The 15,121-nt window shown below is 65.3% G+C and carries 16 protein-coding genes; 8 read left to right on the top strand and 8 right to left on the bottom strand.

Annotation, left to right across the window (positions count from 1 at the left end):
- Positions 1 to 11 precede the first annotated feature (11 nt).
- The 3 genes from ACFQPB_RS12310 to uraD are packed head-to-tail and all read right to left on the bottom strand — an operon-like array spanning position 12 to position 2,270.
- Positions 12 to 608 carry a TRAP transporter small permease subunit gene (locus tag ACFQPB_RS12310; RefSeq protein WP_382223617.1) on the bottom strand — a complete coding sequence of 199 codons (597 nt, stop codon included), beginning with the start codon at positions 606 to 608 and terminating at the stop codon, positions 12 to 14.
- 16 nt (positions 609 to 624) lie between these two features.
- On the bottom strand, positions 625 to 1,695 hold the full coding sequence (locus ACFQPB_RS12315) for a TRAP transporter substrate-binding protein (RefSeq protein WP_382223620.1): 1,071 nt from the start codon (positions 1,693 to 1,695) through the stop codon (positions 625 to 627).
- A 47-nt stretch (positions 1,696 to 1,742) separates the two neighbouring features.
- Positions 1,743 to 2,270 (bottom strand): 2-oxo-4-hydroxy-4-carboxy-5-ureidoimidazoline decarboxylase, encoded by a 528-nt coding sequence (uraD, locus tag ACFQPB_RS12320; protein ID WP_382223622.1) that lies wholly within the window; start codon positions 2,268 to 2,270, stop codon positions 1,743 to 1,745.
- Between the two features lie 218 nt (positions 2,271 to 2,488).
- On the opposite strand from uraD, the gene ACFQPB_RS12325 reads away from it, so the two are divergent.
- Entirely contained in the window at positions 2,489 to 3,454 is a 966-nt protein-coding gene (locus ACFQPB_RS12325; RefSeq protein WP_382223625.1) for a LysR family transcriptional regulator, read from the top strand.
- Between the two features lie 42 nt (positions 3,455 to 3,496).
- Here ACFQPB_RS12325 and ACFQPB_RS12330 read toward each other — a convergent pair whose 3' ends face one another.
- On the bottom strand, positions 3,497 to 5,224 hold the full coding sequence (locus tag ACFQPB_RS12330) for a DEAD/DEAH box helicase (RefSeq protein WP_382223628.1): 1,728 nt from the start codon (positions 5,222 to 5,224) through the stop codon (positions 3,497 to 3,499).
- Between the two features lie 218 nt (positions 5,225 to 5,442).
- Between ACFQPB_RS12330 and ACFQPB_RS12335 the strand changes: the two genes are divergently transcribed.
- The 4 genes from ACFQPB_RS12335 (at position 5,443) to ACFQPB_RS12350 (ending at position 9,243) form a co-directional block, all read left to right on the top strand.
- The gene (locus tag ACFQPB_RS12335) at positions 5,443 to 5,991 is read left to right on the top strand and encodes a hypothetical protein (protein ID WP_382223631.1); all 549 of its coding nucleotides are present in this window, start codon (positions 5,443 to 5,445) and stop codon (positions 5,989 to 5,991) included.
- 79 nt (positions 5,992 to 6,070) lie between these two features.
- The gene (gene ettA, locus ACFQPB_RS12340) at positions 6,071 to 7,732 is read left to right on the top strand and encodes an energy-dependent translational throttle protein EttA (protein ID WP_382197981.1); all 1,662 of its coding nucleotides are present in this window, start codon (positions 6,071 to 6,073) and stop codon (positions 7,730 to 7,732) included.
- Between the two features lie 117 nt (positions 7,733 to 7,849).
- Positions 7,850 to 8,404 (top strand): DUF1415 domain-containing protein, encoded by a 555-nt coding sequence (locus tag ACFQPB_RS12345; RefSeq protein WP_382223634.1) that lies wholly within the window; start codon positions 7,850 to 7,852, stop codon positions 8,402 to 8,404.
- Positions 8,405 to 8,535: 131 nt separating this feature from the next.
- The gene (locus ACFQPB_RS12350; protein WP_382223636.1) at positions 8,536 to 9,243 is read left to right on the top strand and encodes a response regulator; all 708 of its coding nucleotides are present in this window, start codon (positions 8,536 to 8,538) and stop codon (positions 9,241 to 9,243) included.
- Between the two features lies 1 nt (position 9,244).
- On the opposite strand, the gene ACFQPB_RS12355 is transcribed toward ACFQPB_RS12350, so the two are convergent.
- Positions 9,245 to 9,727 (bottom strand): YqaA family protein, encoded by a 483-nt coding sequence (locus ACFQPB_RS12355; RefSeq protein ID WP_382223639.1) that lies wholly within the window; start codon positions 9,725 to 9,727, stop codon positions 9,245 to 9,247.
- A 128-nt stretch (positions 9,728 to 9,855) separates the two neighbouring features.
- Between ACFQPB_RS12355 and dusB the strand changes: the two genes are divergently transcribed.
- From dusB to purH, 3 genes are read left to right on the top strand one after another with little or no spacing between them, the layout of a single operon-like run.
- Positions 9,856 to 10,860: a tRNA dihydrouridine synthase DusB gene (dusB, locus tag ACFQPB_RS12360; protein WP_382223642.1), complete on the top strand. Its 1,005-nt coding sequence runs from the start codon at positions 9,856 to 9,858 to the stop codon at positions 10,858 to 10,860.
- Entirely contained in the window at positions 10,857 to 11,096 is a 240-nt protein-coding gene (locus ACFQPB_RS12365; protein ID WP_382223644.1) for a helix-turn-helix domain-containing protein, read from the top strand. Before dusB ends, ACFQPB_RS12365 begins: the two co-directional genes overlap by 4 nt.
- Positions 11,097 to 11,133: 37 nt before the next feature.
- On the top strand, positions 11,134 to 12,711 hold the full coding sequence (gene purH, locus ACFQPB_RS12370; protein WP_382223647.1) for a bifunctional phosphoribosylaminoimidazolecarboxamide formyltransferase/IMP cyclohydrolase: 1,578 nt from the start codon (positions 11,134 to 11,136) through the stop codon (positions 12,709 to 12,711).
- Between the two features lie 283 nt (positions 12,712 to 12,994).
- Here purH and ACFQPB_RS12375 read toward each other — a convergent pair whose 3' ends face one another.
- Genes ACFQPB_RS12375 through ACFQPB_RS12385 form a run of 3 tightly spaced genes read right to left on the bottom strand, consistent with a single transcriptional unit; the run spans position 12,995 to position 15,113 of the window.
- Positions 12,995 to 13,705, bottom strand: coding sequence for an SAM-dependent methyltransferase (locus ACFQPB_RS12375; protein ID WP_382223697.1), 711 nt, complete (start codon positions 13,703 to 13,705; stop codon positions 12,995 to 12,997).
- Between the two features lie 41 nt (positions 13,706 to 13,746).
- A complete protein-coding gene (locus tag ACFQPB_RS12380; RefSeq protein ID WP_382223650.1) occupies positions 13,747 to 14,328 on the bottom strand; it encodes a Maf family protein in 582 nt (193 codons plus the stop codon).
- The gene (locus ACFQPB_RS12385; protein WP_382223653.1) at positions 14,325 to 15,113 is read right to left on the bottom strand and encodes an SDR family NAD(P)-dependent oxidoreductase; all 789 of its coding nucleotides are present in this window, start codon (positions 15,111 to 15,113) and stop codon (positions 14,325 to 14,327) included. Before ACFQPB_RS12385 ends, ACFQPB_RS12380 begins: the two co-directional genes overlap by 4 nt.
- Positions 15,114 to 15,121 lie beyond the last annotated feature (8 nt).

Genomic DNA, 15,121 nt, shown 5'->3' on the forward strand with positions numbered 1-15,121 from the left:
GCGAGAAAACGTCAGTCGGGTCGGGCGGTGCCGCGTGCCTTGAGTTCAGCCAGTTCTGCGGCCAGTTCTTCGCGGGCGCTGAACGGGCCGTACCAGACATTGAGTTCCGGTCGCTTGTTCAGCAGCAGCCAGACGGCGTGGACGGCGAAGGCGCTGGCGATCAGCGCCAGCATCAACAAGCCCAACACCCAGCCCAGTTGCGGTATCCACAGCGGCTGCTCCAGGTTGGTGGCGGTGCTGCCGAACTCGATGGTCTCCATCAACACCGAAACCCCCCGCCAGGCCGCAAACACCGCAAAGGCGGCAAAACAGACGGCAGCCAGCGTGTTGAGCAGGCGCTGAGTCGGGCGTGAGAAGCGCACCAGGAACACGTCCACGCGGGTGTGGCTGCGCTGCGCGACCGCGTAGGACGCGCCGATGGTGGCGCCGATGGCCAGCACAAAGCCGCCCAGCTCGTCGATGCCTTTGAAAGAGGTGTTGAACAGCTTGCGGCCCAGGATTTCCAGGGTCAGTGCCAGGGCGTAGGCCAGCATCACCCAGCCTGCTGCCAGCGTAAGCCAGCGCACGGGCGGGGCGAGTTTGCTGCTCACCGGATTGAGGTTGCTCATGGCGGTGGCTCGTTTCTCAGTTGATGCTCAGGCCACGGGCCTTGCCCACGGTGGCGTTCCAGGTGGCGCTGCACTTCGGGTCCACCTTGTTGCAGGTGTCTCGCCACATGGGCAACACGGTGGCACTGGAGGCCGCCTTGATCTTGGCCTCGTCGTCGGCCGACACCGGTACCAGGGTCATCTTGAACGGTGTGCCGCCCTTGCACTCCTTGCCGGTGTTGCAGTTGATGGAGTCGGCGGTGCCGGACTCGGCAAGCTCCCACATCTGGTTTTCCATCTTCTTGAATTCGGCGCTGATCTTGGCCTGTTGTTCGGGGCTGAGTTTGTTCCAGAACGACAGGTTGACGAAGTGACCCTGCACCGAGCCCGACACGGCCAGGGGGTAAAAATACTGCGTCACTTCAGGCCACTTGCCGGCATTGCCGGAGTTGGGCGAGGTCACGCCGCAGTCGATCACGCCGTGGCTGAGGGCCGAGTACACCTCCGAGAAGGCCAAGGATACGGGCGTGGCTCCGATGTTCTGCAACATGGCCGACATGCTGGGTGTGAAGCTTCGCACTTTCAGGCCCTTGAAATCGGCCAGCGACTTGATGGGCTTGTTGCAGAAAAATACTTGCGGTCCGAAGGGCCACAGGGTCAGCACCTTGGCCTTGAATTTTTCCTGCAGGCGCTTGTCGAAGGCCTCGCGGTAGGCGTCCACACTGCCGCGCAGGGTCGCCATGTTGGGTGCCACGCCGGCCAGGTCGATGCCCTCGAAAAAGGGATCGTCGCGGGCGACCTGACCGATCTGCACCGACATCACGTCAAAGATGTTGGAGCGCAGCAGGCGCAGCGCGTCTTCGGCCTTGACGTTGACCACGTCCATGGGGTTGAAGCGCACGTTCATCGCCACGCCGGAGGACTGGGGCAGGCCGGTGAAGAATGGCCGCTCGATACCATCGGAATGTTTGACGTTGGACGAGTAGTTGCCGGCCACACGCATGGTTAGGTCGTTGGCCTGCGCTTGCGCCATGCCGGTGGTGCAGAGGCTGACCGCGGCCACGAGTGCTGCAAGGGTCGACGGGACGTTGAACAGGGGCTTTTTCATGGTGAACCTTTTCGGTGGGTGAAAACAAGCGGGAGCAAAAATTGACTTCAGGCCGCCAGCATGCGTTGCAGGCGCAGCAGGGCAATGGCTTCGACCTGCGCCAGCGCTTCTTCGCGTTCAGCGTCGGTGGGGTTGCTGGCGCGGCGGGCAAAGTTGTCGAACAGGCTGGCTTTGGTGTGCTGGCCCACACAGACGATGAAGGGGAAACCGTGTTGCTGGCGGTAGGCCTGGTTGAGTGCCGTGATGCGCCGCATTTCGACGGCGCTCAGCGCGTTGAGGCCGGCGCGTGCCTGTTCATGGGTGGAGGCGGCGGTCAGCTCGCCCGCCTGTGCTTCGCGTCCCGCCAGTTCGGGGTGGGCGCGCAGCAGCGCTAGCTGTTCGTCCAGGCTGGCGGCCTGCATTTCCTTGCACATGGCATGGTGCAGTTGCTCCACGCTGGAGAAGGGCCGGCGCCGGGCGGCGCGTTGGGCTACCCAGGGGGAATGCTCGAAGACGTCGGCCAACTGGCTGGCAAATTCCGCCTCGGTCATGGCGTTGAGTTGCAGCAGGGTGTCGACAGCCAGGTGGTCGTTCATGGACAGGCATCTCCGATGGCGCGCACGCTGGTGACCGTGCGTCGGTTGAATAAGGCAGAGCTCACAACACCCTCCCTGGCATTTTTCAATGCACGCTGAGAGCTCTGGAATGCAGTTTAGGATGGGTGTATTCGTTTGTATCGACGACTTTGTTATGACTGGCATAACGGCCGCACGGCGCCTTGTGCCGCGCAGCCGGCCACTGACCTGAACAACCCATGTCACGCACCAACGACCCTTTGGACACCTACCTGCTGCGGGTGCTGGTGGCGCTGCTGAGCGAGCGCAACCTCACCCGCGTGGCCACGCGCATGAATCAGTCGCAGCCGGCCATCAGTGCCGCCTTGCGCAAGTTACGTGAGGTGTTCCACGACGAGCTGCTGGTGCGCAGCGGCAACAGCATGGTGACCACGCCACGCGGCGAAGAAATCCTGGCGTCCGCGCGCGTGGCGTTGGCCTCAATCGACGGGCTGTTTGCCCGAGCGCAGGTGTTCGAGCCGGGCACATCGACGCAGTTTTTCAAGATCGGTTGCCCCGATTACCTGGCAACGGTGTTTCTGTCGGCGGTGTCACGCGTGATGCGCCGTGATGCGCCCGGCACCCGCTTGATGGTGCATCCGCTGGGGCCCGGCTACGACTTCGAACAGGCGCTGGCCGATGGCGAACTCGACGTGGTGATTGGCAACTGGCCCGAGCCACCCGAGTCGTTGCACATTGCGCCCTTGCTGGAAGACGACATCGTCTGCTTGATGGCGGCCAATCACCCTTTGGCCCGCGAACCCATGACCCGCGACCAGTACCTGCGCGCGCCCCACGTGGTGCCGCTGTCGTATTCGTCCACCCACCGGGGCGTGATCGACCGGCACCTGGCTAGCCTCCGGCTGACCCGCAATGCGCGTGTGGTGGTGCCCTTTTTCAGCATGGCCCCCCACCTGTTGCCGGGCACCGATTTGATCTTCACCATCAGCAGGCATTTTGCCGAGCACTACGCCGGCATTTTGCCGCTAGTGGTGGTCTCTTGCCCCATCGACTACCCGCGCATGCAGTTCTACCAAATCTGGCACAGCCGCAACCAGCAGTCCGACGCCCAGCGCTGGCTGCGTGGGCTGCTGCACAACGTCGCGGTGCAGGTGCTCAAAGGTGGGGCCGAACGCCACGGACGCGAGCCTGCTGAACGGGCATGAAAAAAGCGCCCGAAGGCGCTTTGTTTCTTGCTCAGTGGCGGTTCACTTGATGTGACCAAAACGGGTGCGCAGCGGATCGATGCCACCCTGACCACCACCACCCGAGCGACCACCACCGCCGCCAGGACGGCCACCACCACCACCGGGGCGGCCACGGCCACGGCCGCGTTCGCCCAGGGCGTCGATGCCGGTGCGCAGCGGGTCGGGCTGGCCACCGTTGCCACCACCGTGGGCACGGCCTTCGCCGGCATGGCGGCGCGGCTGCTGGTCGCCACGCGGGCCGCGCGGCGGCTGACCGTCAAAACGTGGGCCACGCGGGCCTTGGCCTTCGGGACGCGGACCACGCGGCGGCTGATCGCCACGGGCTTCGGAACGCGGGCCGTCGTTGCGGGCGCCCTGTGCGGGTCGGCCACGGCCACCGCCGTTGCCACCACGGCCACCGCCGTTGCCACCACGGCCACCGCCGGCGTTGCCGCCTTCAGCGGTTTTCTTTTCGCGCACGCGCTGCAGCATCTCGGTGCGGGCGGCCTTGGCGGCGGCGGCCATCACCTCGCGGCTCGGCGGCTTGCCGGCGCCACCCCAGATGGTCTGGCGGCCCATGGCGATGGGCTCGGCCTTCTCGCCTTCTTCGGGCATGAACTCCTGGAAGATCTGGACCGGGATTTGTTGCTTGGTGAACTTCTCGATCGCCATCATGAAACCTTCTTCGTCCAGGCTCACGAGGTTGACGGCTTCACCGCTGTTGCCTGCGCGGCCGGTGCGGCCGATGCGGTGCACGTAGTCTTCGCAGACGTTGGGGATTTCGTAGTTGACGACGTGCGGCAACTCATCGATGTCGATGCCACGGGCCGCAATGTCGGTGGCCACCAGGGCGCGCAGGTCGCCGCTCTTGAACTCGGCCAGCGCCTGGGTGCGGGCACCCTGGCTCTTGTTGCCGTGCAAGGCCATGGCCTTGATGCCGTTTTTGGTGAGGAATTCGGCCACGTTGTTGGCGCCGAACTTGGTGCGGGTGAACACCAGCACCTGGCTCCAGTTGTGCTGGTTGATGATGTGCGCCAGCAGCGCCTTTTTCTTGCCGCGACCCACGGGGTGGATGACCTGGGTGATGCGCTGCACGGTGGTGTTGCGCGGTGTCACCTGGATGTGTTGCGGGTCTTTGAGCAGGTTGCTGGCCAGGTCGCGGATCTCGTCGCTGAAGGTGGCCGAGAACAGCAGGCTTTGTTTGTCCTTGGGGACCAGGGCCAGGATTTTTTTCACGTCGTGGATGAAGCCCATGTCCAGCATGCGGTCGGCTTCGTCCAGTACCAGGATTTCCACGGTGGACAGGTCCAGGAAACCCTGGCCTTGCAGGTCGAGCAGGCGGCCCGGCGTGGCCACCAGGATATCCACGCCACGTTTCATGGCGTTGATCTGCGGGTTCATGCCCACGCCACCGAAGACGACGGTGGAGGTCAGCGAGAGGTTTTTGCCGTAGACGCGCACCGATTCCTCGACCTGGGCGGCGAGTTCGCGGGTGGGGGTCAGCACCAGGGCACGGATGCCCACGCCGCCGAAGCGGTTCTTGGCCTTCGCGCCGACGCTGAGGCGTTGCAGCAGGGGCAGGGTGAAGGCGGCGGTTTTGCCGGTGCCGGTCTGGGCGCCAGCGAGCAGGTCGTGGCCAGCGAGCACGGCGGGAATGGCCTGTGCCTGAATGGGGGTGGGGGTTTCGTAGCCTTGCTCGCGCACGGCTTCAAGAATGGCCGGGGCCAGGTTCAGTTCGTCAAAGTTCATTTAAGAGGCGCCCATCCAGGGCGCTGGGTCATCGGCCGCATCAGGTGCCACGGGGTGGTGCCTGTTCAGTCGGGGCAGATGGATTCAGGGTCTGGCGCCAACACGCGAGCGGTTTGGGCTGGTGGTGTGCGCCCCGGCAGGGTGCCGGTGCCGGTCCAACTGAGATGACCGACAAGGTGTATTGTCTCACGAATACGCACATGCACAGGGACAGGCACATGACCAGCACCACATTTGGCTACGACAGAGCAGAGGACAGGCTCTGGATGTCGTTCGACGACGGCTCGCCCCGCCTGTGGTTCACACGCCGCATGGTGTCGCATTTGTTGGGGCCCATGCTGCAGTCTTTCGAGTCAACCGCGCCCGGCGGCCAGGGTGGCGCATCGGCGGCCGTGCGTGTGGCGCTGGAGCACGAATTGGCCATGAATGAGCTGATGCCTGGCGAGCAGGTCTTGCCCATCAAGATGGGGCTGGACACCAGCAGCGGCTCGCTGGAGGGCGAGCACCTGCTGTGCACCGGGTTGACCGCCACCTTCGGCGCCGACCAGTGCCGAATGCGCTTCAACACACCCGAGGGTGACCGGGGCGTACAAATGGGCCGCGTGGCGATGCACCGCTGGCTGCGTGGGTTGCACATGGTGGCCGGGCAAGCCGAATGGGCGCTGCCCGCGCCCGAATGGCTGACGCGCAGCTGGCTGCCCGACCCGGTGCGCGCGCTGTTGCTGGGGGCTGAGCCCCCGCCGCCAGCGCCAGATCCGGGGCCTTGAATGTGTTGCAAACGTCCTGCCTGCGATAATCACCGGTTGTTTGCCGCGCGACCGTGGCCCCTTTTTTCCAGCGAACCCCATGGCCCAATACGTCTTTTCCATGAACCGGGTCGGCAAGATCGTGCCGCCCAAACGCCAGATCCTCAAGGACATCTCCTTGTCCTTCTTCCCCGGCGCCAAGATCGGCGTGCTGGGCACCAACGGTTCGGGCAAATCCACCCTGCTCAAGATCATGGCCGGTCTGGACAAGGAAATCGAGGGCGAAGCCATTCCCATGCCGGGCATCCGCATTGGCTACCTGCCGCAGGAGCCACAACTGGAGCCCGAGCAGACCGTGCGTGAAGCGGTGGAAAACAGCATGAGCGGCGTGCGCGCTGCGCAAAAGCGCTTGGAAGAGGTGTACGCCGCCTACGCCGAAGAAGACGCTGACTTCGACGCCCTGGCCGCCGAACAGGCGCAGCTGGAGGCCATCATCGCCACCGCCGGCACCGACAGCGAGCACCAGCTTGAAATTGCCGCCGATGCGTTGCGCCTGCCGCCCTGGGAGGCCAAGATTGGCCTGCTCTCCGGCGGTGAAAAACGCCGCGTGGCCTTGTGCTGCATGCTGCTGTCCAAGCCCGACATGCTGCTGCTCGACGAACCCACCAACCACCTGGACGCCGAATCGGTGGAGTGGCTGGAGCATTTCCTGCAGCGTTTCCCTGGCACCGTGGTGGCCATCACCCACGACCGCTACTTCCTGGACAACGCGGCCGAGTGGATTCTCGAACTCGACCGTGGCCAGGGCATTCCGTACAAGGGCAACTACTCCACCTGGCTGGAGCAAAAAGAAGCCCGCCTGGAGCAGGAACAACGCACCGAAGACGCCCGCACCAAGGCCTTGAAGCAGGAATTGGAATGGGTGCGTAAAAACGCCAAAGGCCGTCAGGCCAAGAGCAAGGCGCGTCTGGCCCGCTTTGAGGAACTGAGCGACGTTGAATACCAGAAGCGCAACGAGACCAACGAAATCTTCATCCCCGTGGCCGAGCGCCTGGGCAACGAGGTGATCGAGTTCAAGAACGTCTCCAAGAGTTTTGGCGACCGCGTGTTGATCGACAACCTGAGCTTCACCATTCCTGCAGGTGCCATCGTCGGCATCATTGGCCCCAACGGTGCCGGCAAGTCCACGCTGTTCAAGCTGATTTCCCGCAAGGAACAGCCGGACAGCGGCGAGGTGAAGATCGGCCAGACGGTGAAGATGGCTGTGGTGGATCAGAGCCGCGACGGCCTGGCGGGCGACAAGACCGTGTGGGAAGACATTTCCGGCGGGCTGGACATGATCACCGTGGGCAAGTTCCAGATGCCCAGCCGCGCTTACTGCGGTCGGTTCAACTTCTCCGGCGGTGACCAGCAAAAACGCGTCGGCAGCCTCTCGGGCGGCGAACGCGGGCGCCTGCACCTGGCCAAGACCCTGGCCGAAGGTGGCAACGTGCTGCTGCTGGACGAACCCTCCAACGACCTCGACGTGGAAACCCTGCGCGCGCTCGAAGACGCCCTGCTGGAATTCGCCGGCTGCGCGCTGGTCATCAGCCACGACCGCTGGTTCCTCGACCGCATCGCCACCCACATCCTCGCCGCCGAAGGCGACAGCCAGTGGGTGTTCTTCAACGGCAACTACCAAGAGTACGAAGCCGACAAGAAGAAGCGCCTGGGCGAAGAGGGCGCCAAGCCCAAGCGCTTCCGCTACAAGGCGCTGAAATAAGCCCTCCCCCGCGCCGCGCCTAGGGGCGCGTCACCCCCTCAAGGGGGCGATGCCGACGGACCGGCAGAGCCGGCTCCGTGGCATCCTGGGTTCAGACATTTCGCTCCGGAGGGGTTGATGGAATCAGACGAACAGGTGTTGGCAGACACACGCCGCTGGATCGAGAAGGCGGTGATCGGGCTCAACCTGTGCCCGTTCGCCAAGGCGGTGTATGTGAAGAACCAGGTGCGCATCGTGGTCAGCCACGCGCGGCACCTGGATGCGTTTCTGGACGAGCTGGACCGGGAGTTGCTGTTGCTGCGCGACACGCCGGCCGAGCAGATCGACACCACGCTGCTGGTGCATCCCACGTTGTTCCCCGACTTCGAGGTTTTCAACGATTTCCTCAACGTGGTCGATGACGTGGTGGCCGAACACGAACTGGAAGGCGTCATCCAGGTGGCGCCGTTTCACCCCGCCTTTCAGTTTGAGGGCACCGCGCCCGATGACGTGACCAACAACACCAACCGCGCGCCTTACCCGACGCTGCACCTGCTGCGCGAAGACAGCGTGGAGCGGGCCGCCGAATCGGGCGACGACGCCGACACCATCGTCGAGCGCAACCAGCAGCGGCTGCGTGAATTGGGTGTGGCTGGCTGGCAGGCACTGCTGCAGCCCGAGTGCGGCCAGTGATCGCCCGCATGCCCTTCGTCGGACGGCAAAGGATTTGTGATAAGCGTGTTGGCTGAATTTTAACTTTGATTTAAAATTGCTAAAACGCTCAAAATTGATTTGAGTATCTTTGTCAATGTCGAGGTTGATCCGTGAACAATCCAAGCCTGGTGCGGGCTGACGTGGCCTCCGCCTCAAATTACTACACCACGATCGAAGTGGCGAAGATGCTGGGCATGGCAGTGCGCTCGGTGCAACTGATGGTGGACCGGGGCGATCTGCAGGCCTGGAAAACCCCGGGCGGGCACCGCCGCATCTCGCGTGAGTCGCTGGAACGTTGGCTGCAAGGCAGCCGCAGCGGCGTGCGCGCCGAAGCGGCCGGGCGGCAAGAGGGCGAGGTGGGAGCCGGCCGCGAAAGCAGCCGCCGTCTTCGCCTGGGCCAACGCCCGCCGCGCCTGCTGCTGATCGAGGATTCGACCCATTTCCAGAACCTGGTGGCCCTGTTGCTCAAGCAGAAGTTTCCCGGTCTGGAGGTGCATGTGGCCAGCGACGGCATCACCGGCCTGGCCTCGTTCGGGCAGCTGCAGCCCGACCTCTTGGTGGTGGACATCATGTTGCCCGGCATCGATGGCGCCAACCTCATCACCGGCTTGCGTTCGCATGCCTTGTTTGGCCAATGCAAGCTGATCGTGCTCACCGCCCTGGACGAAGCGCAGCGTGCCCCCTATGCCTTTGCGCTGGACCAGGTGCCCGTGGTGCACAAACCGCGCCTGGTGAACGACTTGCCCCCGCTCATCGAATCCTTGTTGGGCGCACGTGTGACGGCCGCCACGCAGGTGGGCCGCGCCGACGAGGCCTGACTCAGAATTTCAGGCCGCCCGGAAACACCCACAGCAACCCTGCCGTCATCGTGACGTAGCGCAGAAATTTGCCCACCGCCATGTAGGCCAGGCAAGGCCAGAAGGGCATCTTCAGCCAGCCGGCCACCGCGCAGAGGGGGTCGCCCACGGCGGGCAGCCAACTCAACAGGCAGGCCTTGGGGCCAAAACGTTCCAGCCAGCGCAGGGCCTGCATCTCGGTGGGTTTGCCACGGGCCCGGTCCACCGCGCGGTGGGCACCCATCCCCATGGCCCAACTGATGGCGCCGCCCAAGGTGTTGCCCGCCGTGGCCACCAGCACCGCCGGCCAGAACAGCGTCGGGTTCAGCTTGACCAGGCCGAACACCACCGGTTCAGAACCCATGGGCAGCAGCGTGGCCGACAAGGTGGCCACCACAAACACCGTGCTGAGCCCGTACTGGGGCAGACTGAGGGCGGCCAGCAGGCCGTGCAACCACGCTTCCATGCGGGCCAGTATAGGGTTTCCGCTCAGCGGGATTTCAGTCCCTGAAACGCCGAAGGGCTACAATTCGTGCACAAATTTTCAGCACACAACCCTGGCTGCCCCGCGCATCAGGGTTGTTTTTTTCGCCCATGCACATCGGCCCCTACGTCCTCCCGAACCACCTGTTTGTTGCCCCCATGGCCGGGGTGACGGACCGACCGTTCCGGCGCCTCTGCAAGCAGCTGGGCGCTGGCTACGCGGTGAGCGAGATGGTCACCTCGCGGCCCGACCTGCAGAACAGCCTCAAGACCTCGCGCCGCGCCAACCACGAGGGCGAACAGGCGCCCATCGCGGTGCAGATCGCCGGCACCGACGCCGAGATGATGGCCGACGCGGCCCGCTACAACATGGACCGCGGCGCCCAGATCATCGACATCAACATGGGTTGCCCGGCCAAGAAGGTGTGCAACAAATGGGCCGGCTCGGCCCTGATGCAGGACGAGGCCTTGGCGATGCAGATCGTCGAGGCCGTGGTGGCGGCCTGCGCCCCCCAGGGGGTGCCCGTCACGCTCAAGATGCGCACTGGCTGGTGCCAGGCGGCCAAAAACGCACCGCTGCTCGCACGCGCGGCTGAGTCGGCCGGCATCGCCATGCTGACCGTGCACGGCCGCACGCGCGAACAGGGCTACAAGGGTGTGGCCGAACACAACACCGTGGCCCACATCAAGAGCGTGCTGCGCATCCCGGTGGTGGCCAATGGCGACATCGATTCGCCCGAGAAAGCGCGCGACGTGTTGGCCCACACCGGCGCCGACGCCATCATGATCGGGCGTGCCGCCCAGGGCCGGCCCTGGCTGTTCCGCGAGATCGCCCATTTCCTGGCCACCGGTGAGCACCTGCCGCCGCCCACCGCAGACGAACTGCAAGGCTGGCTGCTGGAACACCTGGAAGACCACTACGCCCTCTACGGCGAATACACCGGCGTGCGCACCGCGCGCAAGCACCTGGGCTGGTACGCTCGCTCGCTGCCCGGCGGCGAGGCGGCCACGGCGGCCCTGCGCGAGCGCATCAACGCCATCGAAAGCTGCGAAGCCCAATTGCGCTGCGTGCGCGAGCACTTCGCCCAACAACAAGAATGGAAACTGGCTGCATGACCTCCCCCAACAACAGCCTGCAAGACTGCGTGCGCGCCAGCGTCGCCACCTTTTTCAACGACCTCGACGGCACCGAGCCCGCCAACCTCTACGACATGCTCGTCAGTGCGGTGGAAAAACCGCTGCTGGAGGTGGTGATGGCCCAGGCCCAGAACAACCAGTCGCGCGCGGCCCAGTGGCTGGGCCTGAACCGCAACACGCTGCGCAAGAAGCTGGTCGAACACCAACTGCTGTAACGCCCGTTCCTGATTTTTTAGCCCTTTGAGTCATCCCATGAAAGCACTTCTCTCGGTCTCCGACAAAACCGGCGTCCTCGCATTCGCCCAAGGCCTGCACGCGCTGGGCGTGCAACTGCTGTCCACCGGCGGCACCGCCAAGCTGCTGGCCGATGCGGGCTTGCCCGTGACCGAGGTGGCCGACCACACCGGTTTCCCCGAGATGCTGGACGGCCGCGTCAAGACCCTGCACCCCAAGATCCATGGTGGTCTGCTGGCCCGCCGTGATCTGCCGGCGCACATGGCGTCGCTCAAGGAACACGGCATTGACACCATCGACCTGCTGGTGGTCAACCTCTACCCGTTTGAAGCCACCGTGGCCAAGCCCGGCTGCACGCTGGAGGACGCGATCGAGAACATCGACATCGGCGGCCCGGCCATGGTGCGCAGCGCCGCCAAGAACTGGCAGGACGTGGCCGTGTTGACCGACGCCGCGCAGTACGCCGGCGTGCTGGCCGAGCTGCAAGCCGGTGGCATCAGCAAGAAGACCAAGTTCGCCCTGTCGGTGGCTGCCTTCAACCGCATCGCCAACTACGATGCGGCCATCAGCAACCACCTCTCGGCCATCCTGGAGGATGGCAGCCACGCCGCCTTCTCGGCCCAGTCCAACAGCAACTTCGTCAAGGTGCAGGACCTGCGCTACGGCGAGAACCCGCACCAGGGCGCCGCTTTCTACCGCGACCTGTACCCGGCCCCCGGCTCGCTGGTCACGGCCAAGCAGCTGCAGGGCAAGGAGCTGAGCTACAACAACATCGCCGACGCCGACGCCGCGTGGGAATGTGTCAAGAGCTTCGACGTGCCGGCCTGCGTCATCGTCAAGCACGCCAACCCCTGTGGCGTGGCGGTGGCCGCCAACAGCGCCGACGCTTATGCCAAGGCCTTCCAGACCGACCCCACCAGCGCCTTCGGCGGCATCATCGCGTTCAACACGCCGGTGGACGGCGCCACCGCGCAGGCCGTGAGCAAGCAGTTTGTCGAGGTGCTGATGGCCCCGGCGTTCACGCCCGAGGCGCTGGCCGTGTTCCAGAGCAAGGTGAATGTGCGTGTGCTCGAAATTTCGCTGGCCGGCGTCAAGCGCGATGGCAAGACCGCGTGGGAGCGTGGCCAGAATTCACACGACGTCAAGCGCGTGGGTTCGGGCTTGCTGATCCAGACCGCCGACAACCACGAGCTGCAGCGCAGCGACCTCAAGGTCGTCACAAAAATCGCCCCCACCGAGCAGCAATTGGACGACCTGTTGTTTGCCTGGAAGGTGGCCAAGTTCGTCAAGAGCAACGCGATTGTGTTCTGCAAGGACGGCATGACCATGGGTGTGGGCGCCGGCCAGATGAGCCGCCTCGATTCGGCCCGCATTGCCAGCATCAAAGCTGGGCATGTCAACCTGTCGTTGGCCGGCACGGCGGTGGCGAGCGACGCCTTCTTCCCGTTCCGCGATGGGCTGGATGTGGTGGTGGACGCCGGTGCCACTTGCGTGGTGCAGCCGGGTGGTTCGATGCGCGACCAGGAAGTGATCGACGCGGCGAACGAGCGGGGTGTGGCGATGGTGTTTTCTGGGGTGCGGCACTTCAGGCACTGACTTTCGTCTGTGTCTTCTTGCCCTCGGGCGTGGGGCGGACGACTCCGTTCGTGTCCCCCGCCGCTGCGCGGCTCCTCCTTGACCTCACTGCGTCATCCACCCCACGCCCGAGGGCAGCCACCATCTGGGCACACCAACGGTGGCTAACCGACATCTCGTCAGATCGGGGTGGCGGGGTGCCCTGCGCAGCGGCATAAAGGGGGAGCCCCGCACAGCGGGGCGGAGGACAGCCGCGGAGCAGGGCACCCCGTCGCCCCGATCCCGCGAGGCCTGTGTCACACAATCAGCACCCAAACAAAAACACCGCCGGCCCAGACAACGGCAAAGCGGGCATTGACAGCCGCCACTGGCTCACCAGCGCGCTGTGCACACCAGCCGACGGCAGCGTGGCGTTCACCATCACCGCCAGCCGTGTGCCCGGCTGCAAACCCTGCACCAGGGCCTTGAGCAGCGCCTCGTTGCGGTAGGGCGTCTCGATGCAAATCTGCGTCTGCCCGGTTTTCATGGCCGTGGCTTCCAGCGCCCTCAGTTGCTTGAGGCGTTCCGTTGGCTCTTGCGGCAAATAGCCCACAAACGCAAAGTGCTGACCACTCAAGCCACTCGCTGCCAGCGCCAGCATCAAGGAGATCGGCCCCACCAGCGGCACCACCCGCAGGCCCAGCGCGTGCGCGGCGCGCACCACCGAAGCGCCGGGGTCGGCAATGGCGGGCATGCCGGCCTCGCTGACCAGGCCCACGTCGTGGCCCCGCAGCGCAGGTGCGAGCAGCGGCTTGGCATCAAAACCGCCGGGGCCGTGGTCGCCCTTTTTGTGCACCTCGCGCGGCAGCTCCACGATGTGTTGGGCTTGCAGCGGCGTGGCCAGCGGGTGCAACTCGCCCACGCGCTTGAGGAAGGCACGCGTGCTCTTGGCGTTTTCGGTGATCCAGTGTGTCAGCCCGGCGGCTTGTGTCAGCGTGTGCTCGGGTAGGGCCACGCCCAGCGGCACCGGCGCCATGCCAAAGTCCAGTGGCGTGGGCACGAGGTACAGGGCACCCTTCACAGCAGCTTCACTCCGGCGGCGCGCAACAGGCGGCAGGTGCGGATCAGCGGCAGGCCCACCAGCGCGGTCGGGTCGTCGTTGTCGATGCTTTCCAGCAGGGCAATGCCCAGCCCTTCGCTCTTGGCGCTGCCGGCGCAGTCGTAGGGCTGCTCTGCGCGCAGGTAGTGTTCGATCTCGTTGTCGCTCAGGTCGCGAAACACCACCTTCACCGCCGCCAGATCGGCCTGCTCGAAGCCGGTTTCGGCGCAGACCACGGCGAGGGCGGTTTGGAAGACCACGGTCTGGCCACGCATGGCGCGCAGCTGCTGGACCGCACGCTCATGGGTGCCCGGTTTGCCCAGCGGTGTGCCGGCCAGATCGGCCACCTGGTCGCTGCCGATCACCACCGCGTGCGGAAACTTTTGCGCCACCGCACGGGCCTTGGCCAGGGCCAGGCGGCGCGCGATCTGTTCTGGCGTTTCGCCGGGCATCGGGGTTTCGTCCACGTCGGGCGCGGCCTGCTCAAAAGCAAGCCCCAAGCGGCCCAGCAGTTCGGCGCGGTACTTGGATGTGGAGCCCAGGACGACCGGTCGGCTCATGCCGGGTCCCTCACATCGGCCACCACCTTGCTGCCGAAGTCGGGGCGCTCCAGGTAGGCCAGTACGCGCGCGGCGGCCGCCTCTGGCGAGGTGAGCTGACCACGTTCCTTCATGCCGACAAAGTTGCCCAGGTCGGGGAAGGCGGCCGGGTCGCCGCTGCGCAGTTGCACCTGCATGTCGGTGTCGAGCACACCGGGCGCGAGCGAAACGATGCGCGCCCCGTGGGGCAACTGCGCTTCTTCCAGCGCCACACACTGCGAGTACATGTCCATGCCGGCTTTGGCTGTGCAGTAGGCGGCCTGCGAGGCCATGGCGCGGCGTCCCAGGCCGGAGGAGATGTTGAGCACTTTGCGCGGGCCCCGCCAGCCTTGTTGCACCCAGCGGCCGGTCGTGCGCAGAAACACGCTGGTCAGCGCCAGGGGCGACTCCAGGCCCACGCGCAAGGCGTTGGCCAGATCGTTGGTGGCGACGCCGCCCAAGGGGCTGATGTGGGGAATCACCCCCGCGTTGTTGATCAGCGTGGCGCTGTCCAGTTCGCTGGCGTGCAGGCTGCCCAGCCAGCGCTCCAGGCGCTCGGCGGCCTCCTGGCTGTGGGCCAGGTCTTGCGACCACTGTTCCAGGTGCACGCCTTGCGCCTGTGCCAGCGAAGCGAGTTCGTCGTTGGTGCGGCGCGAGATGCACAGCAGGGTGTGGCCGGGCCGCAACAACTGGCGGGCCATGGCCAGACCCATGCCGCGTGAGGCGCCGGTGAGGACAAACAGGTGGGGTGGGGTGGGCAGGTTCATGCCTGCCA

Origin of the sequence: Hydrogenophaga atypica (assembly GCF_042665215.1) — a bacterium.
Taxonomy (GTDB): domain Bacteria; phylum Pseudomonadota; class Gammaproteobacteria; order Burkholderiales; family Burkholderiaceae_C; genus Hydrogenophaga; species Hydrogenophaga defluvii_A.